Origin of the sequence: Qipengyuania sp. NPDC077410 (assembly GCF_044543405.1) — a bacterium.
In the GTDB taxonomy this organism is placed as follows: Bacteria; Pseudomonadota; Alphaproteobacteria; order Sphingomonadales; family Sphingomonadaceae; genus Qipengyuania; species Qipengyuania pacifica.
Map to the genome: position 1 here is coordinate 102,725 of NZ_JBITWB010000002.1, position 18,463 is coordinate 121,187.

Annotated in this window: 16 protein-coding genes and 1 tRNA gene; 9 read left to right on the forward strand and 8 right to left on the reverse strand. The window is 57.0% G+C overall.

Annotation, left to right across the window (positions count from 1 at the left end):
* From ACIGGE_RS08445 to ACIGGE_RS08465, 5 genes are all read left to right on the forward strand, one after another.
* A partial coding sequence (locus ACIGGE_RS08445; RefSeq protein WP_397490026.1) for a hypothetical protein occupies window positions 1–594 on the forward strand: 594 nt, incomplete at its 5' end.
* Entirely contained in the window at window positions 591–2,528 is a 1,938-nt protein-coding gene (locus ACIGGE_RS08450) for a relaxase/mobilization nuclease domain-containing protein (protein ID WP_397490027.1), read from the forward strand. The genes ACIGGE_RS08445 and ACIGGE_RS08450, both read left to right, overlap by 4 nt.
* A gap of 148 nt (window positions 2,529–2,676) precedes the next feature.
* Window positions 2,677–3,171 (forward strand): hypothetical protein, encoded by a 495-nt coding sequence (locus tag ACIGGE_RS08455; protein ID WP_397490028.1) that lies wholly within the window; start codon window positions 2,677–2,679, stop codon window positions 3,169–3,171.
* The gene (locus ACIGGE_RS08460) at window positions 3,171–3,818 is read left to right on the forward strand and encodes a hypothetical protein (protein WP_397490029.1); all 648 of its coding nucleotides are present in this window, start codon (window positions 3,171–3,173) and stop codon (window positions 3,816–3,818) included. Before ACIGGE_RS08455 ends, ACIGGE_RS08460 begins: the two co-directional genes overlap by 1 nt.
* A 117-nt stretch (window positions 3,819–3,935) precedes the next feature.
* Window positions 3,936–4,379, forward strand: coding sequence for a hypothetical protein (locus ACIGGE_RS08465; RefSeq protein ID WP_397490030.1), 444 nt, complete (start codon window positions 3,936–3,938; stop codon window positions 4,377–4,379).
* Window positions 4,380–4,740: 361 nt separating this feature from the next.
* Here the strand turns inward: ACIGGE_RS08465 and ACIGGE_RS08470 are convergent, their stop codons facing one another.
* Window positions 4,741–5,112: a sensor histidine kinase gene (locus ACIGGE_RS08470; protein WP_397490031.1), complete on the reverse strand. Its 372-nt coding sequence runs from the start codon at window positions 5,110–5,112 to the stop codon at window positions 4,741–4,743.
* A 217-nt stretch (window positions 5,113–5,329) separates the two neighbouring features.
* Complete coding sequence (locus tag ACIGGE_RS08475) at window positions 5,330–6,343, reverse strand: LacI family DNA-binding transcriptional regulator (RefSeq protein WP_397490032.1); 1,014 nt, start codon at window positions 6,341–6,343, stop codon at window positions 5,330–5,332.
* Window positions 6,344–6,521: 178 nt separating this feature from the next.
* On the opposite strand from ACIGGE_RS08475, the gene ACIGGE_RS08480 reads away from it, so the two are divergent.
* Together ACIGGE_RS08480 and ACIGGE_RS08485 are read left to right on the forward strand one after the other, a co-directional pair.
* Window positions 6,522–9,017 (forward strand): glycoside hydrolase family 3 protein, encoded by a 2,496-nt coding sequence (locus ACIGGE_RS08480; protein ID WP_397490033.1) that lies wholly within the window; start codon window positions 6,522–6,524, stop codon window positions 9,015–9,017.
* A 38-nt stretch (window positions 9,018–9,055) separates the two neighbouring features.
* Entirely contained in the window at window positions 9,056–11,686 is a 2,631-nt protein-coding gene (locus ACIGGE_RS08485) for a TonB-dependent receptor (protein ID WP_397490034.1), read from the forward strand.
* Between the two features lie 300 nt (window positions 11,687–11,986).
* Here ACIGGE_RS08485 and ACIGGE_RS08490 read toward each other — a convergent pair whose 3' ends face one another.
* The 6 genes from ACIGGE_RS08490 to sppA form a co-directional block, all read right to left on the reverse strand.
* Window positions 11,987–12,289, reverse strand: coding sequence for a hypothetical protein (locus ACIGGE_RS08490; RefSeq protein ID WP_397490035.1), 303 nt, complete (start codon window positions 12,287–12,289; stop codon window positions 11,987–11,989).
* 50 nt (window positions 12,290–12,339) lie between these two features.
* Complete coding sequence (locus ACIGGE_RS08495) at window positions 12,340–12,552, reverse strand: hypothetical protein (protein ID WP_397490036.1); 213 nt, start codon at window positions 12,550–12,552, stop codon at window positions 12,340–12,342.
* Window positions 12,553–12,624: 72 nt separating this feature from the next.
* Window positions 12,625–12,867 carry a helix-turn-helix domain-containing protein gene (locus ACIGGE_RS08500; protein ID WP_397490037.1) on the reverse strand — a complete coding sequence of 81 codons (243 nt, stop codon included), beginning with the start codon at window positions 12,865–12,867 and terminating at the stop codon, window positions 12,625–12,627.
* 124 nt (window positions 12,868–12,991) lie between these two features.
* The gene (locus ACIGGE_RS08505; protein WP_397490038.1) at window positions 12,992–13,714 is read right to left on the reverse strand and encodes a hypothetical protein; all 723 of its coding nucleotides are present in this window, start codon (window positions 13,712–13,714) and stop codon (window positions 12,992–12,994) included.
* 314 nt (window positions 13,715–14,028) lie between these two features.
* Window positions 14,029–14,103 (reverse strand) — tRNA-Val (locus tag ACIGGE_RS08510).
* An 81-nt stretch (window positions 14,104–14,184) separates the two neighbouring features.
* Window positions 14,185–16,065, reverse strand: a complete 1,881-nt coding sequence (sppA, locus tag ACIGGE_RS08515) for a signal peptide peptidase SppA (protein ID WP_397490039.1) — start codon at window positions 16,063–16,065, stop codon at window positions 14,185–14,187.
* Window positions 16,066–16,167: 102 nt separating this feature from the next.
* Between sppA and ACIGGE_RS08520 the strand changes: the two genes are divergently transcribed.
* The gene (locus ACIGGE_RS08520) at window positions 16,168–17,193 is read left to right on the forward strand and encodes an aspartate carbamoyltransferase catalytic subunit (RefSeq protein ID WP_397490040.1); all 1,026 of its coding nucleotides are present in this window, start codon (window positions 16,168–16,170) and stop codon (window positions 17,191–17,193) included.
* Window positions 17,190–18,419 (forward strand): dihydroorotase family protein, encoded by a 1,230-nt coding sequence (locus tag ACIGGE_RS08525; protein WP_397490041.1) that lies wholly within the window; start codon window positions 17,190–17,192, stop codon window positions 18,417–18,419. The genes ACIGGE_RS08520 and ACIGGE_RS08525 overlap by 4 nt, the downstream gene beginning before the upstream one ends.
* The last annotated feature ends 44 nt before the right edge of the window (window positions 18,420–18,463 follow it).

An 18,463-nucleotide genomic window follows, 5' to 3' on the forward strand; every position in this document is an offset into this window, starting at 1 on the left:
GCAGCCTCCGCGCGGAAAGGGCATCGCTCCGGCAGCGGCCTCCGCGCCGAAAGGGCATCGCTCCGGCATCAGCCTCCGCGCCGAAAGAGAGCTCCGGCATCAGCCTCCGCGCAATTAAGAGAGGAAAATAAAGATAGCAGGATGGGTGGTGTATTACACCACCGGCTGATAAAATCAGCAATGCTCCGCGCTGGGCTTGTCGCATTTTGGGAAGGGGAAGTTTCAATGACTCAAGGAAACGGAACGACGCCAAAGCGGCATGGGAAGCAAAAGGAAGGAACCAAGAGAAAAGACAAGGGCCGAAAAATTGTTGTCCGGCTAGATGAAGAGGAAGATCGTAGGCTGCGGGAAATCATCGGCGACCGTTCGATCTCTGACTTCGTTCGAGCCAAACTATTTGGCGGAAATCCAGAGTCTGGCGAACGATCGCGAATTGTTTATCGCAAGATCGCAGCGCTGCATAAAATTGGGCTCCAGCTTTCCCAGGCGGCTGGCAAGCCAAATGTGTCGACGATGGAAATCAACGGTCTTCTTCTAAGTGTCCGGTCGATCATTTTGGAGCTCTCTTATGATGTCGATCCACCTTCTCGATGATCACGAAGCGTATCAAGGCACGGCGTAATCTTCGTCAAATTACGCGTGAGCGTATCGCTCACGCGAGATCTCTTATCGACTATCTCCTCGCGCCGGAAAAGAAGAGCGAGGAAAAAGCCTACATGGTGGACTACATGCTGCGTGCGGGGCTGGGGGACAGTTCGGGCGAACGTTTGCAACATGCCGGTTATCGCAATTTGCTAAGCGAAGAGAGTCACGCACGCAGAGCTGAGATGTTGGCTCTTGCCAACGCAGCAACCCGCAGCGCCAATCCGGTCGACCATTGGCTCTTGAGTTGGAAGGAGGACGAGAAGCCTACACCCGGTCAGGTCGATCAGGCAGTTGAAATGTTTCTTGAACACTTGGGCTTGGATCAGCAACCGGCGATCTATGTGCTTCATGGCGACACCGACAATTTCCATTGTCACATCGCCGTCAACCGCTTCAGCATACTCACGGGCCGCATGCTTGAGATCAATCATGGCTTCAACAAAGAAGCGGCGCATCAAGCAGTGGCAAAAATAGTGGACCACTTTGGCTGGCAGCAGGAAGAGAAGCAGCGTTATGTGATCGTCGATGGGAACATCGTCCTGTCAAAGCGGGCCAAGAAGCTAAAGGCGTTAGGCAATAAGGCAATCCGGACCGGAGCATCGGCGTTCGAATGGCGGACTGGATACAAGTCCTTGCAACGGATCGCTCAAGAAGAAGCGGTTCCAGTTATCCTAAACGCGCGATCGTGGCCCGAACTTCACGAGCGTTTGGCTGCCAAAGGCATGACCTATGATCGTGTCGGCACAAACGGCGTCAAAATAACACTTGGCGAAAATTCGGTGGCTGCTTCGAGCGTGCAAACTCGCATCACGCTGACAAGACGGGTGAGGGAACTTGGTGAATTCGTTGCACGCCACCCATCCGTAAAGATCAAGGCACGCGATGCTGATAAAGATGTTTTGCCTAACGCGAAGCACGCTTCTGAATATCGCAACCTCTGCGAGCAGCATCGAGCTTTCGAGGCTCGCAAGAAAAAGAGCAAAGAACTAGATCGAAAGAGACAGGCGAAAGCAAAAAGTGCGAGCGAAAAAGCCCGGGCAGTCCTACTTTACGATGCTAAGCCTAAGATCGAACAGACCGTTTCTAGACCGCCCCCCAATTTGGAGAGTTATCTATACTCCAGAGGCGATGGCGAAAAAGCGGCCGAATGGTGCAACCGCAAGCACCTATTTCCAAGCCTTACGGGCGCTCATTCCGTTCCAGTCGAGCCAAAGCAGATCGGAGACTTCAAGCCATTCCGATCAGGCAAGGAAATTCGATATGCGCGCGAAGCCGAGGCGCCGACTGTCTTCATCGATAGAGGCAGTCGCATCGATGTCCTGATGGCAAGGGAAGATGAAGTTATCTTGGCTGCTCTCAAGCTTGCGGCGAAGAAATTTGGCGGAAAGGTGACCGTCTCGGGTAGTTCGGCATTTCGCGAGCGGGCGTTCGCGCTTGCTCGAAGTAACGGGCTCGAGGGCGCCCTTGTCGATCAAGACTTTGTGAAACGCCGCGCGAGCGATGGGCAATGTCATCAAGAAAAAAAGGTTGTGTCGAGCGATGCGGCGAAAATGTCTCCCGGGGTAGGGCGGACGCACACCCGATATGCTGATCCTTTCACTATACCAACCGGAAATCAGAAGGCTCGCCAGTCGGATGCAGTTTCCATACGCACCGCTGAAGTTGCTCCCCCGACTAAAGAGAGCGTTAGCAACACTGACAACGCACCGAAGCGTAGACACCAAAGTGATAGCAGTCGGAAGAACGCCGCACCGGATGCTCCCGCGCACGCGAGTTCTCCGAGCCCCGCTCCCGAAGTAAGTCCACCAGCTCTGATACGCTCGCGGGGGCCGAAGAAAGAGTCTGATATTTTGGGAGTGCTTCCCAAAGGAAGAGGCCGCTGAGGGCGCGGTAAAATATGAATTAAAGCCGCCGGGAGGGCGGTTGAAAGTAAATTGGCTTGGCCAGGCGAAGCTGACCTGAAGATGAAAGTTGGAAGGCAGCCTGACCCGTTCGAACCTCGAACGGCGACCCTCCTGCGAAAGCTAAGAAATGACCGAATTTAATAATCGTCCACTCGCTCCGTGCGAGCGCCTCCTCGCGCTGCCGATGCTTGAATTAAGCGCGACAAGCGTCGCGGAATGGTTGCTGCCAGGAATGCCGCAAGGCAGCCTCGATCTGCCTGAACCCCGATTGATCTTAAGTAGCACTGCAGATGCCGAGCGCTTCGATCTGCCGATGCTCAAAACATCGACGGATTGTGATCGCGACGTATTGCTGATGCGTCTTACCACGGGCGCGATGCCAGCTCTGGCAGACATCGTTTTACGTTCACCCGCTGAGCCCATCTTGTTCACTCACCTGCTTCCATGTCGCTTGGGTGCAGGCCTGTGGTTCGTGCCGAGGTCAAACGGGAAGTGTGTGCAGGTTGCGGAAGAAGGTCTGGCGATGCGCTGGAAGGCGCCTGCGGATCCTGACGAACTTGAGCACGGCTTTGACCGGATGGCAGATGAAATCTCCCGCTTTCTGAAGGGTGTGAACTTCTGATGCCCGCTGCCAAATCTAAAGTGCTCGCGAAGAAGCCGGCTCCGAAAAAAACCAGTCAGAAAGATCCGCTGACCTGGCTCTACCTAAACCCTGACAAGGCATCGAACGGCTTCGTGTTTGGCGTGTTGAGGAAAACATTCCGTGGACGAACGAATAGCGCCCACGAATTCGGATTTCGGAAATGTCATCTGGGCTCAACTTTCGTTGGCGCGGACCGATCGGCTTGGAACCCGAATGCAGAAAAGGTCGAGGTTATCCTTCCCGCTAAAGCAGACGACGTGCTCAGCGATCTCGATGTTTTGTTACACCAAGTTGACGAATTCGCGTCGCCGAATGAAGCCGGCCTGCTTACCTATCTAACATTGCCGTTGGGAGATGTAGAACGCATCCACATTGGCTGGGAACGCGCACGTTCATACGCGGTGAAACTGGCCAATCTGCGCAATGTTGCATCGATCGTTATTCTTCATTCGCCTGGATCGATTGGGGCTGCATTTCCGCTGCACGCGCATGTGCTGATCGTCCCGCGGGTGTTTCTAAACGGATTTGGCCTTCGGCACGGCGCGTTCGATCGAGAAATCTTGTGCGATGAAGGTCAAGCTGTCCTCCATGGACTTTGGGAAGACCATGGTGACGCCGCAGCTTAAATGGCGAGAAAGTGACTGCCGGGGGGAAGGGTGCTTCGCCCCGGCATCACTATTTCACGATTAGGAATTGGAGGTGAAATTGTCCCCATTTGGGGGATGAAAATAAGGAATATTCAGATGATCACAGAAACCGAGAGCAAGGTCGCAACCGCGCACCTCGTTGCTATTCAAAAAATACTACTGAAGGACATTATTCCCGAGCAAGGGCTCGCATTCAGCGCGGGGTATAAGTCGGAAGCGACTGACATTTTCGAAATTGGAGGGATCGCACATTCAAGCCAGCATGACATTGTTCATCTTGGTTTCGAATGGATCGACAGTGAATTCCGGCTGACCGAGATTTCCCTATATATCCGGCAAGGTCGAGGCATTCTGCACATTCCGAATTGTCGTCTTTATTCTGGGTCGAAGGCTGACCCTGCGATCCTTGTTCCACCACTGGGCACGTCCGGAACATTTACATTGGCTGCGGACCAAATCATTCAGCGATCCGAAGTACCAGAACATATTCATGATGGTGTTAATCTAGCGAACCGGTGGCTGGACTCGCTGTTAAAATAGGCACGGTTGCCTTGAGCGAAGTAGGGTAACAATCGGAGAATAAGCGTTCAACGTTTTACATTCCCCAATAGTCGTTGTACGGTGCCTAACAGCAACATTATGGTTTGAGCAGCGTCCGCTTTGCGCCCTCAAGTCAGTCATTCGGGACTCACTCGGTCGATCTAGATAGCTGCCGTTCGTTAATGCGTTAGCCGCAGGGTCCATATTGTTCTTGCTGAGTAATAGATCCAAAGGCAGCTATCTGCCTTTATCAACAGCGACCCAACATCCTTGGAGCGGCCAAAAAATTCGCCGCCTAAAAAAAGGCTCTTCTTGCGGCTGTAGATTTAAGAAAGCGAAGCGTGCGAGTGGCGATCTAAAGTCAGGCGATCGGTAGGCGCAACACTGCTCGCACGCCGCCTTCGGCGGATTCATGTAGTGCGAACCGCCCGCCCTGCCGCATCGCGAATTCCCGCACTATGCTGAGGCCAAGACCCACACCCCCGGTCTGGCGGTTGCGAGATTCCTCCCCGCGTTCGAACGGAGCCAGCAGCCGCTCGCGGTCCTGCTCTGCGATGCCCGGTCCAGTGTCGGACACGGTCAGCAACAACGCGTCCTGCTTTTGCCGGATATGCAGCGTGCCACCGGCGCCGTACTCTACCGCATTGCGGAGCAGGTTCTCGATCACGCGGCGCAAGGCCAGCGGCGGCAGGTCTGAACAGCTTACGTACGTGTGCCATTTTCGTTTCTTCACTTCCCGTTTTGGGCTTCAATCACTCGCTCTACTGCAAGGTCTGAGAAGAGACTGACACCGGACCGTCTTCTTTCGGCGAGTGGAACGAGGAAAACGGGTAGGGGTGCTCTGGCCCCTGCGATACCCATCGCCGGGATACCGTGTTCGGATTAGCGAGACAATTAGGAGCGCACACCCAAAGACTCCAGCTAGAAATGAGTTCAATCTGCTGCATATCTTAGACTTTCGGCGGGGCAGTGGACGCTCGGACGACCAATGCGTGGGGGTGATTGCCGCGGCGAGCGAAGGCTATTTCGCCTTCGCTTCCATCTTTTCGATCCGCGTCCAGCCATCCGATCAGCCGATCTGTTGCGTCCCATGACATTTGCATGACTGGCTGACGAACCGTCGTAAGTTGGGGCCAAGCGGTGCGAGCGACTTCCGAATCGTCGAAGCCGGCGATCGATATATCGTGGGGTACCGACAATCCGCAGTCTCGTACCGCAGCCATCGCAGCCACGGCCATATCGTCGTTCTGCGCGAGAATGGCCGTCGGCTGTGGTGTCTGGCGCAGAAGATGTTCCGCCACCTTGTAGCCCACGTCATAAGTGAAATCGCCGGTCACGATCAGTCGATCATCGATGACTACCTTCGCTTCTGCAAAGGCGCGGCGATATCCCTCCATGCGCGCTGCGCTGGCCGCATGCGAAGGATCTCCCAGAACGATCCCGATGCGCGTGTGGCCCAATTCGAGCAGATGCGCTGCGACAGCTTGGCCTGCTGCAACTTCGTCCATTGCCAGCACGATGCCCCGGTCCATCGCGCTGTGAGGTGTTATGCGAGCATAAGGCAATCTGTGCTTGTCGAGCATTGCCAGCAGTTCGTCCTGGTCGCAGGCGGGCGGTGCAAGGACGACACCGTCCAGTCCAGCTCGGATGAGCAGCCGTCCGAGTTCTGCTGGGCGATCGGCCACATTCCGGAACGGCAGGACGACGAGGCGGTAACGCGATTCCTCGAGCCGAGCGAGCGCACCGTTTTGGAGTTCAACCACGTAGCTGGGGCTCGGTCGCTCATATGTCAGTCCGATGAGAAAGCTACGCCGGGCAATAAGGCTCTGGGCAGCTATGTTCGGATGATAATCGAGGGTCGCCGCCGCGGCCTTCACGCGCTCGCGCGCCTCGGCGCTCACGTGAGGAGCATCGTTTAATGCGCGGGAAACGGTCTTGATCGACACTCCGGCGAGGTTCGCCACATCGATAATCGTCGAGCGTTTGGAAATGGCGGCCCCTCCCGAAAATGTGCTTATCGGATAACCCGGCGGGGGTCCCTGAGCAAGTTGACTAGCGCCTCTCTTGACTTGTGTCGATGCACCGCAGTAAACGTTGTCAGGAGCAACGGTAAACGTTGTCATATGAATTTGGGAGAAGGTAGTGAGGCGTCGCAAGACCGCAATTTTGTCCGTGGCTGTTATGGCTGCGTTGGGCGCGGCGCACACGGCAGTGCCCGCAATTGCTCAGGCGAATTCGAGTGCCGTGGCCGATCCGCAGCGCTGGCCCGCCAAGGGTCTTGCTGCCGCGCTTGATCCGGCAATCGAACACCAGATCGATGCGCTGATCGCCAGAATGTCGCTTGAACAGAAGGTCGGGCAGATCATTCAGGCTGACATCGCGAGCGCCACACCCGAAGACGTTCGCCGCTATCACCTCGGATCGATCCTCAATGGTGGCAATTCGACGCCTACAGGCGAGTACAACGCGCCGGCTTCAAAGTGGCTGGAGGCAGCCGATGCCTATTATGCTGCCTCGATGAAACCGCAGGGCGATCTCCCCCGAATTCCGGTAATCTGGGGCAGCGACGCCGTTCACGGTCACAATAACATCGTAGGTGCTACGCTGTTTCCGCACAATATCGGGCTCGGGGCCGCCAACGACCCGGATTTGATGCGGCGTATCGGGGAAGTAACCGCAATTGAGATGCGCGTCACTGGCCTCGATTGGACCTTCGCACCCACACTTGCCGTGGTGCGAGACGATCGCTGGGGCCGGACTTACGAAGGGTTTGGCGAGACACCGGATATTGCGACGTCATATGCTGCTCCTCTGATTGAAGGCCTGCAAGGCAAGCTCGGTGATGATGACTGGTTGCGTGGTTCGCACATCGTAGCCACCGCCAAGCATTTCCTGGGCGATGGCGGAACCGCGGGTGGCAAGGATCAGGGTGACGCGCGGATCGATGAAGGCCGCCTGCGCGACGTCTTCAGCCCGCCGTACCTTCCCGCCATAGATGCGGGCGTGCAATCGATCATGGTCAGCTTTTCCAGCTGGAACGGCGCGAAGATGCATGGAAACGCTTCATTGCTGACGGGTGTTGTCAAGGATCGCTGGAACTTCAGCGGTTTTCTCGTCGGCGATTGGAACGGGCATGGCCAGGTCGAAGGCTGTACCGTCACCAACTGTGCGCAATCAGTCATCGCCGGACTTGATATGTATATGGCGCCCGATAGCTGGAAGGGTCTGTACGAGAACACACTGGCGAACGCACGCAGTGGAGCATTGCCTCCGGCCCGACTCGACGACGCGGTGCGCCGCATCCTGCGAGTGAAATTTCGAGCCGGCTTATTCGAAGCGGGCAAGCCCTCTTCTCGACCCTACGCCGGTGAGTTCGAGCGCCTGGGCAGCGCCGATCACCGCGCCATTGCGCGCGAGGCCGTTCGCAAATCTCTCGTGCTGCTCAAAAACCAGGATGGAATTTTGCCACTCGATCCAGCAGCCAAGGTGCTTGTGGCAGGCGACGGAGCCGACAATCTGACCAAACAAACCGGTGGGTGGACCCTGACGTGGCAGGGAACAGATACAAAACGGACCGATTTTCCCAACGCGCAATCCATATGGGAAGGCATCGAAGCTGAAGTGACAGACGCGGGCGGAAGCGCCACTCTGTCGCCTGACGGCAGCTACGGCGAACGCCCCGATGTGGCGATCGTCGTGTTCGGGGAAGATCCTTACGCCGAATTCCAGGGCGACCGCCCGGACGTGGGGTATGACGACGCCCGCAGCCTTGCGCTGTTGCGCTCATTCCGCGCTGCGGGAATTCCGACGGTATCGGTTTTTCTTTCCGGGCGCGCGATGTGGGTAAATCCGCTTCTCAACGCTTCCGATGCGTTCGTGGCAGCGTGGCTACCCGGAACCGAAGGCGGCGGCGTAGCCGATGGTCTGTTCGGTAAGTCGGAATTTACCGGCAGATTGTCCTACAGCTGGCCACGATCGAGCGACCAGACGAACGTCAACCTAGGTGATGCGGATTACAATCCGCTCTTTCCTTATGGCTATGGACTGACGACTGCCGAAGATGGCTCTCTAGATCAGCTTCCTGAAGAGCGTGCCAGCGCAGCTCCGACGGACGAGAACATGCTATTTTCCGGTGGGCGGGTAGGCACGGGCCGTCAGCTTCTCATCGGTTCACCTGGCGCGCTTGCAACAAACCCTGCGCCCGATCTCATCACTGCTCAAGGTGCCGATCGCAATGCGCAGGAAGACGCGGTTCGACTGCGGTGGTCCGGATCAGGAAGAGCTGCCGTCGCGATCGCTCAGGAGTCCGGGATGGATCTGACGCGTCAGGCTAATGGGGGCCTCGCGCTTGAACTGGAATTCAAGGTCGACAATGCACCTACCGCAGACGTCAATTTGCTGATGACCTGCGGCGAGGAGTGCGGCGGCGGATTTCCCGTGCGCGCATTACTGACAACCACCGCAGAAACGGGGCGATGGACCCGCGCGTCATTCCCATTGAACTGTTTTGTGCAGGCAGGCGTCGACATGAGCGGCGTAGATGCACCGCTCATGCTGGTGACCGACGGGCAACTCGATCTCACGCTCGCGTCGGCACGCATCGTGTCGCCGACGGGTGAACAGCTTTCATGCAAGTAAATACGGCCGCATCGGATCGGTCCAAAGGGGAGGATACTATGACCAGACTAAAATTCGCCGGGACATTCGGCACCATGTTGTTCTGCTCGGTTGCTGCCGTGCCGCTTCACGCCCAATCCGCGCCCGCAACGGCAGCGCCAAGCGAAGCGACAGAAGATGACGGGTCAGATGTCATCATCGTCACGGCCAACCGCCGCGAAGAAAACCTTCAGGAAGTGGCTGGCGTAGTTCAGGCGCTCGATGCCGATCAGCTACGACAGGACGGCATCGTCGAACTTCGTCAGCTGCAGGCGGCCGTGCCCGGTCTGAGCATCGCCAACCAGGAAGGCAACGTCGAGATCTTCATCCGGGGCGTCGGTTCATCCAACAACACCGAACTGGGCGATCCCGGTGCAGCACCTCATCTCAACGGAACCTATATTCCGCGGCCGCGTGGCTTGGGCCTGATGTTCTACGACCTCGAACGGGTCGAGGTGAACAAGGGACCGCAAGGAACGCTCTATGGGCGCAACGCGCTTGCGGGCACCCTCAATATCATCACTGCAAAGCCACGGCTTGGTGAACTCAGCGGCTACGCACAGGCCGAAATTGCCAACCGCTCGTCTTACGGTGCGGAAGGTGCGATCAATATTCCCGTAGGCGATACACTCGCTGTGCGCGCTGCTGGGTACTACGTCAACCGGGATTACGGTTTTCGCAATGTTTCTACCGGAGAACAGGCCAGCGAGCTCAAGCCGGCGGGACTTGAAGAGAACTACGCCGGGCGACTTTCCATGCTGTGGGAGCCTGACGATCGTTTGAGCGTCTCTGTCGTTGGCGATTACGGCAAGGAGACGGGAACCGGCTATCCCGGAGCGAACATTTTCGGCGCCGTTACCGCAACTGGCCTGCGTCCAGACAAGCTGAACCTCAAGGATGTCGTCTATCGCGGCATGCAGGGCGACATGGAGAACGAGCTCTGGGGAATTCAGGGCAAGCTTTCCTACGACTTCGGCACCTTCACGGGCGAATTGACCGGAAGTTACCGTTCGGTCGACTTTTACCAGGCCAACGCCAGCAGCGAGGGCATCGATTATCCCGGGCGCGACCTGGACAATTTCCAATACGATAACTTCTCCAACAATTTCTGGCAGACGAGGTCGCAGAGCCAGGTTTACGAAGCACGCCTGTCCGCAAACGAGGATCAGCGCTTCCGCTGGAACCTGGGCGGCTTCTATTTCAAGGAAGATCAGGCGGTAGGCTATATGGCGGTCGCCGACCGCGGATACTGCTGCTACTCGGGCACTGAATTCACCATGCCCGATGTCAATGGCGAGAGCTTCGCCTTCTTCGGTGACGGGACCTACGACATTACGGATCGCCTGCGCGCATTCGGCGGGCTGCGATACACCGAAGAAAAGAAATCCCGTTACGGTATCGGTGGAAACTGGGCTCTGACGCTGGGCGGCGAAGACTTCGCCTGCTGCTTTGCCACACGTCTTGGAACCGAAGGCTTCCGCCCGAACTTGCTCGATCGCCCGAACTTCAATGTCAGTGCCATCGACACGCTGCAGGGCCGCGCTCAGTTCTTGATCGAGGGAATCCGCAGCCCGGGTCTGCGTGATACTCTCATCCAGCAGATCGGTGCGATTGCCGATGGCACCAATCCGAACGGTACCTGTATCGACCGACCCGATATCGACAATGGCTTCGTCGATTGTCCGGCGGGATTCGGTGGGGGGTTCAGTTTTGTCGAACTGACCATTCCCGATCAGCAGATCGGTCAGGCCAAGTTCGACTTTGTCGACTGGCGAGCCGGCCTGGAATTCGACATAGGACCGGACAGCATGCTGTATGCCAAGGTGTCCACTGGACATAAGTCCGGCGGCTTCAATGACAGTTTCAACGGTTCGACAATTCCCGAAGCATTCAGCCCCGAAAAGCTGGTTGTCTATGAAATCGGCAGCCGGAACAGTTTCGATGCTTTCGGTCGCCGGGCAATCTTCAACCTGACGGGGTTCTACTACGACTATTCCGATCAGGTTTTTCAGGATCTGACTTGTATCAACCTGGACGAAACGCAGGCCCCGCCAGTCTGCAATGGATACTCCCTGGTCAACCGGAACATCGGTGCATCGCGCATCTACGGAGCGGAAGCCGAACTGCGACTTAAACTGCCGGCACATTACGCGCTCGATCTCAATGCGGCTTATCTCGACACCAAGGTCACCGAAGGCGTGGTGGCAGATGCCCGCGCCCAGGATTTCGATGCCGGTGGGCAATCTCCGCTCGTCAGCTTGGTCGGCAACCGGCTCCCGCTGGCCTCCAAGATGAACCTGAGTGCCCGGCTATCCCAGTGGTTCGACATCGGCTCGGGCCGTTTCGACTGGCAGGCTCTCCTAAACTACCGATCCTCCTTCTTCCTGTCCCAGTTCAACGAGGATGACATCGTGTTCCTGGACGGCACGCGCCAGAGTGCGCTGGACGCGGGCTTTCCCGACCGCCAGAACGGTTTCGTGACACTAAATCTCGGCGCCGGTTATACGATCGGCAACTTCAGGCTGGAGGCATGGGCGAGCAACTTCCTGAACGAGGAAATATCGCAGAAGGCTCTTGTCGGTTCGTCTTTGAACATCCGCTTTCTCAATGACGCACGGACTTACGGCCTGCGAGCACGGGTTAACTTTTGAACTAGGGCGAAAGAGAAACTGCAAAACGCTTCTATGGGGCCGGGGTGATGAGCATACTCCAGCCCCATCGTTGCGAATTTTTTCTGACGATTTGCAAAGAGGTCAACAGAGACAACTATTGCCCCCTTGTTGTCAGAATGTTTTGGTTGTTTTGCTCTCAGGCTGCTTTGGTTGCGACAACTGCTAGAGCCGGACAGTCCGCTTGCGACGCCAAAATCGATGATATATTGGTTCAATACGGATCTGCGCTTCGACCGTTTTGCAATCGTTTCGATGCCGGTTATAAGCCAAATGGGACAATTACGAAGAACCGGTGCTCGGGATGAGCGAAACGCCCGTGCCGATAAGGTATATGCTTAAACCGTCTTCATCTTTGCTTTCAAAAGCGCGTTCCGCTTTGTCTCTAGCTTCTCGCGTTGGATATAGTGCAATTTCAAAACCTCCTTCCCATTCGTGAACAAAATAATACGCGAAGCCGTTTCTAGGAATTTGATTTGTGGGGTCGTTCTCGTCGATCGACACCGCACTGATATCTGACGACACCTCGCCAGTATCAGTCTCAAAATGACTGGCGCAAAAATCGTCCTCCGCGCTCTGCGCCAATTGTAAGCTACTAAAGAGCGTTACGGTTATTTGTCCTCCAACCTCCAATATCAACGCGTACACAGGTTTTCATCCGTGGAGTTTGCAGTAAAGGACGCAAAGACGGGCGTTTTTCCAAAGGTCTTGATGTTGGCGAATTTCAGTAAACTCTCCAAATCTTCGAATAGGTATGATGTATAATATTCCCATGGTCCGTCAGAGCTTTCATCCAATGCGCTCGAGCTGGCGTAGTGCTCTACCTTCTGTGCAAAAAGATCAAACATGATCACTTCGTTTATCTGTGTTGCGGAATAGGAGTTGCCAGAAGAGCCGGAGTTCGCTTGAGATTCGTCAACTCAAACATCCCCCTCAACGCGTTGGGACTCGAAGGCAGGTAAGGCGGCAAGAAACTGCCTAAGATCTTCGACGCGGATGATGGTCCGACGCCCGACCTTGCGTGCAGTGAGACTTCCATCCCTAAGGGCCAGATAGATCGTCGAGCGCGAGAGTCGGGCAACATGTGCCGCTTCTTCGATTGTCATTGCGAGGGGGTTCAGTCGTTCAGCATCTGATGCTTCCCCTTTATTTGATTGAATCATGGTTTGTCTCCGTTTCAATGAACGCAGACAAGCTTATCGAAATCCGAAATTATTGAGGGTTCAAAAATTAACCCCATCTAAGGTGAGAAAATGTAAAGCTTACGAGCGACCGAACTGCCAAATATTAGAACTTTCTTCGACGTGTCTGTTCCCACGTCGACAGTAACTCGGGCACTGTAGTCTGTGCCGCTCTATAGGCATCGAAGACCTTTTTTTGCGTCATTTTTTTGCACGTAATCATCTCTGCGGCGGCATGCATAAATCTAACACTAGGACCGCCTTGCGCCCCGTCGTTGGTGCTTGCCGGTGTAACTCCGCGTCCCCAAAAAACCGCATATTCGAAACCTAAGCGTCCGATCAGAAGATGAAATCTTCCGTCCGGCTTGCGACCAGGTTCCGGGTTGCCAAGCTCTTCTTCGTCCATTCGCTCACAGACGTCGCATAGGATTTTCAAAGATTTAATAAAGTCGAGGCCATCGATCTCAATTCCATGAAATACATGCTTTTCAGTAAATAAAGCAAGATTGATTCGATCAAGATTATCATCCCGGTCGATATCGAAGCATTTTAAGAGTGCGAGAGCTTTTCTTTTAACATCGTTGAAATGCTTTTTCCGATCAATTGACGTTTTAATAACGTTTATCTGGCCATCCGCGTCGTAGAGGCTGCCAATAGCTCGAAGAGAGAGTTGCAACTCGCGAAGTTGATCGTTTGTGAGCGCAGGCAATGTTGTTAGGGGGCCGGAGCCCCGAACTAGCCGGTCGAGCTTTTGACATTCTGCAATCGAAAAAATGGGTTGGCCAGGAAGGCACTTCCTGGAGCCCTTGTTAGTGAACTCGATGTCCATGGGCCTTTCCAGTTGACATTATCGCCCCGAATACGAGGTCAAACACACAAGATCGATCCTGAGCCCAAAATATCAGCATCTGATTAACCGAACGATGTGCGTGTGCCGTATGTTAAACGCTGAAGTGAGCCGGGGGCGGGGCCGGAGTAACCTAACCCTCAGTTATCTGCGTCGGTCATCAACCTTTGCTTCGTGCTCACTTAGGAAGAGCCTTAAGCCAATCACAGCCATACCTCTCAGCAGCCGGATTCCGACAAGGTTTTCATAAATTTTTCATGAAATACGGGGCCATCTCTCTTAAGTCTTTGAGAACATGGTGGGCGCGGCAAGGATTGAACTTGCGACCCCACCCGTGTGAAGGGTGTGCTCTACCACTGAGCTACGCGCCCGCCCGGAAGAGCGGCTTTAATGGCCGCCGCAGGGCAGGGGCGCGCCTTTACTGTGCGAATCGATGTGTGGCAAGCCGCCCCTTAGCCGGTCACGGATGCCAGGATCCGCGCAAGCCAGGTTTCCGAGATGGTCGACCGGGGTTGGGTTGCCTTGCTCGGAGGGCAAGCGAGACAATAGGCCTGTGCGCCGCGTGCGCCCAGCAGACGATCCCCGTCGGCGGCAATCTGCGAAACGATTGCCGTCTGACCGCGCGCCATGCGGGCGAATACATCACCGCCCATATCGGCATCTTCGCTACCGCCGACCAGCATCTGGCGCAGCAGAGTGTCATAGGTTGAAGGCTGCGTACCGAGATATTGCACGTGCCAGTCGTCACCGAGCTTGGCCTGAGCGGCGGTCCAGGCGAGGGCTTCTTCCATACCGCCATATTCATCCACCAGGCGCAACTGACGCGCCGTACCGCCGTCCCAGACGCGGCCCTGGCCTACCGCATCGACCTGATCGCGCGTCATGCCGCGTGCGGCGCCGACGCGGCTGAGGAAGTCTTCATATCCGTTTTCGATGAAGGCCTGCATCATGGCGTCAGCCTCCGGCGTGAACCCGCCGATGAAGTCCGGCTGGCCCGACAGGGGCGTGGTGCGCACGCCATCGGTCGTCACGCCGATCATGGCAGCGGTTTCTTCGAATGTGGGTACGACCGCAAAAATGCCAATCGAGCCGGTGATGGTTTCGGGTTCTGCAAAGATGCGATCGGCAGGTGTCGATACCCAGTAGCCACCGCTGGCCGCAACATTGGCCATGGACACCGCCACTGGGATCTTGCGCGCCTTCTGACGCAGGATCGCTTCGCGTATGACTTCGCTAGCGAGCACCGACCCCCCGGGGGAATCCACGCGCACGACCAGCCCGGCGAGATCGTCATCGAGCGCTTCGTCCAGAAGGGCTGCGATCCTGTCGCCGCCGGCCACGCCGGGACCCGCATCGCCATCAACGATTTCCCCGGCCACGGTGATCACACCGATCGGCTTGCCCTTGGTCGGCAGGGGGTTGTCCGACAGCCACGTCGCAAGCGTCGTGTGGGGATAGGCATTGGGCCCTTCACCCCATTCGTCGTCACCGACCAGTTCGACGACGCGTTTTTCAAAGTCCGCACGACTTCCCAGCTTGTCCACCAATCCCGCTTGCAGCGCTGCCGTCGCGAGATCGCCGCGAGCTGCAGTCACCCATTCGACTGGCTGGGTCGTGACGCGTTCGATGTCGGCGCCGGGACGCGCCTTCTTCATATTGGCACGGTATTCTTCCCATAGCGTAGCATAGAGCGCGCGGGCATTTTCGCGGGCCGGTTCGGACATGCCGGTGCTGTTGTACGGTTCGACTGCGCTCTTGTATTCGCCCACCTTGTAGACCCGCGCATTGACCTTCAGCTTGTCGAGGAGGCCGGCATAATAGAGCCGTTCGCCGCCAGGACCTGCGACCACCGCGCCGCCCAATGGATTGACCCATACTTCGCTTGCATGGGCCGCCAGCAGCATCGAATCGTCCGTATAGGCTGTTGCATAAGTAAGGACCGGCTTTTGCGCCGCCCGCACACGGTCGAGCGCTTCGCCGACTTCCTGCAGATGCACCTGCCCGCCGCCGACGAAACGGTCGAGATCAAGCACTACAGCATCGATTCGGTCATCCTCGGCCGCCTTGTCCAGAGCGTGGACCAGGTCGCGGGCCTGATATTCGCCCATCGGTGCCTGTCCGGAAAGGAGGGCGGCGAACGGATCGACTTCGGTACGTTCTTCCACGATGGCGCCGTCGAGAGCGAGAAGAAGTGCCCCGTCGCGAACAGAGGCCGGGCTCGGCCGGGCGGTCAGGACGGCAAAGAGCGCAGAAAAGAACAACAGCATGAACACGAGCACGAGCCCGTCCTTTATGCCTACCAGCAGGCGCCACACTTTTCCGGCAAATCGCATCCATGAATCTCCTGTTGTCGGGGGGATTAGGGAACCCTGCCGTGCATTGCCACTGGAAAGCGCTTGAGCGGGCGATAGGCCTCGACTAAGGGCGTGGTCTCAATGACATCGACGCCAAACTCGCCGCACGCGGCCTGCTATCCAGCGGGCGCGCTCGCATTTCCGCACCGGGACCTTATCGGTATCGGCCAGCTGGAACGGCACGAAATCCTGTTCCTGCTCGACGAGGCGGAGCAGTGGGTGAGATTGAACCGTCAGGCATCCAAGCACGAAAATCTTCTGTCCGGCCTGACCGTAATCAACGCCTTCTTCGAAAACTCGACCCGCACCCTGCTAAGCTTTGAAATCGCGGGCAAACGTCTCGGCGCGGACGTGGTCAACATGCACGCTGCGCAATCGAGCGTAAAGAAGGGCGAAACGCTGATCGACACGGCGATAACGCTGAACGCCATGCATGCCGACGCCATCGTCATCCGGCATGGATCGAGCGGAGCGACACAATTGATCGCCGATAAGGTGGACTGCCCGGTCCTCAATGCCGGTGACGGTCAACACGAACATCCAACACAGGCCTTGCTCGACGCGCTGGCCTTGCGGCACGCCCTGCGGGATCGGGGCGAAGCATCCGAAGATTTCACCGGATTGAAGATCGTCATTTGCGGTGACATTTTGCATAGCCGCGTGGCGCGTTCGAACCTGCTGTGCCTGCAGGCATTGGGAGCGAGCGTCCGCCTATGCGCGCCCCCTGCACTGATGCCTGCGGGTATCGAGGCGATGGGCGCCGAGGTTTATCACGATTTCGATGCTGCATTGGACGGCGCGGACGTGGTCATGATGCTTCGACTTCAGACCGAGCGCATGAGTGGGCAGTTCATCCCTTCCGCCCGGGAATATCATCACCTTTACGGTCTGACCAAGAAACGCCTAGCGCAAGCGGCCGAAGATGCCCTGGTCATGCATCCGGGACCGATGAACCGGAGCGTGGAAATCGACAGCGAAGTGGCCGACATGATCGATCGCTCGATCATCACCAGGCAGGTGGAAATGGGGGTCGCCATTCGCATGGCAGCGCTTGACGTGCTGACCCGCCGTTCACGCTGCGTCGATGGATGGGGAGCAGCGGCATGAGACAGCAGCGCCCGATTACCATTACTGGAGGAAAGCTGGTCACGCCCGATGGTGTGCGCGACGCCGCTATTCGGTTCGTGGGTGGCAATATCGTCGAGATCGGCGGTGAGGCGTATGATGGCGATCTGACTGTAGATGCGAAAGGGCTGCTCGTTGCACCCGGCCTTGTCGATCTTGGTGTTTTCGCCATCGACAAGCCGGCGTTTCACTTCGGCGGTATCACGCGGGCCGCTCTGATGCCCGATCAGTCGCCGCCCTTGGATCTGCCCAGCCGGACTTCCTACATCGCGAAAAGCGGCAAACCCGATTTTTGGGTGCACCCGCTCGCAGCGGCTAGCAGGGGTATGGAAGGGCGAGAGATCGCCGAGCTGGCACTGATGCGCGATGCCGGAGCGCGTGGTGTTGCGACTGGACGCCAGTGGATACCGGATTCGGGCGTGATGCTGCGGCTGCTGCAATATGCGGCTATGCTGGACATGGTCGTTATCGCGCATGCTGAAGATGCGGCACTGGTTGGCGGCGCTGTCGCAACTGCTGGCGAGATCGCAACGCGGCGCGGTTTGCCAAGCGCCCCAGCAGCAGCGGAGTCCATCGCCTTGGCCCGCGATATTGCGCTGGCTGAGCTGGCCAATGCGCGAATTCATTTCCGACAAGTGACGACACGCGATGGTCTGGAGATCGTGCGCGCAGCAAAGGTACGCGGGGCGAAGGTCACCTGCGGTATCACCCCCGCACATTTCATGTTGTCCGACCTTGCGACGGTCGACTTTAGAACTTTCGCACGGCTATCCCCTCCATTGCGCAGCGAGGATGATCGGCATGCCGTGCGCGAGGCGATTGCCGATGGGACGATCGATGTGATTGCCAGTGGCCATGATCCGCGCGGTCCGGAAGACAAGCGGCTGCCGTTTTCCGATGCAGAACCGGGCATGGCAGGGGCGGAAACATTGCTCGCCATGACCCTCTCGCTGGTGCGGGACGACGTTATCGACATGGGACGCGCTTTCGAACTGATTGCCGCCACGCCGGCAGGTATCCTGGGCGTAGATGCCGGCGTCATCGTGCAAGGGTACGAAGCCGACATCGTTCTGGTCGATCCGGATAAACCCTGGGTTATCCAGAGCGCCCGGATGGAAGCCACGGCAGGCAATACGCCCTTCGACGGTCAGCCAACGCAGGGGCGCGTAACCGCCATGTACAAGGGCGGTGTCGAAATAGATTGTTAAGACACGAAAGACCCCGCCCGGATCGCTCCGAGCGGGGTCCATCG

What these genes read in the sequence shown, in the direction of transcription:
- ACIGGE_RS08450 (WP_397490027.1), top strand. Translation starts at nt 591, where the DNA reads ATGATCACGAAGCGTATCAAGGCACGGCGTAATCTTCGTCAAATTACG.
- ACIGGE_RS08455 (WP_397490028.1), top strand. Translation starts at nt 2,677, where the DNA reads ATGACCGAATTTAATAATCGTCCACTCGCTCCGTGCGAGCGCCTCCTC.
- ACIGGE_RS08460 (WP_397490029.1), top strand. Translation starts at nt 3,171, where the DNA reads ATGCCCGCTGCCAAATCTAAAGTGCTCGCGAAGAAGCCGGCTCCGAAA.
- ACIGGE_RS08465 (WP_397490030.1), top strand. Translation starts at nt 3,936, where the DNA reads ATGATCACAGAAACCGAGAGCAAGGTCGCAACCGCGCACCTCGTTGCT.
- ACIGGE_RS08485 (WP_397490034.1), top strand. Translation starts at nt 9,056, where the DNA reads ATGACCAGACTAAAATTCGCCGGGACATTCGGCACCATGTTGTTCTGC.
- ACIGGE_RS08495 (WP_397490036.1), bottom strand. Translation starts at nt 12,552, where the DNA reads ATGTTTGATCTTTTTGCACAGAAGGTAGAGCACTACGCCAGCTCGAGC.
- ACIGGE_RS08500 (WP_397490037.1), bottom strand. Translation starts at nt 12,867, where the DNA reads ATGATTCAATCAAATAAAGGGGAAGCATCAGATGCTGAACGACTGAAC.
- ACIGGE_RS08505 (WP_397490038.1), bottom strand. Translation starts at nt 13,714, where the DNA reads ATGGACATCGAGTTCACTAACAAGGGCTCCAGGAAGTGCCTTCCTGGC.
- sppA (WP_397490039.1), bottom strand. Translation starts at nt 16,065, where the DNA reads ATGCGATTTGCCGGAAAAGTGTGGCGCCTGCTGGTAGGCATAAAGGAC.
- ACIGGE_RS08520 (WP_397490040.1), top strand. Translation starts at nt 16,168, where the DNA reads ATGACATCGACGCCAAACTCGCCGCACGCGGCCTGCTATCCAGCGGGC.
- ACIGGE_RS08525 (WP_397490041.1), top strand. Translation starts at nt 17,190, where the DNA reads ATGAGACAGCAGCGCCCGATTACCATTACTGGAGGAAAGCTGGTCACG.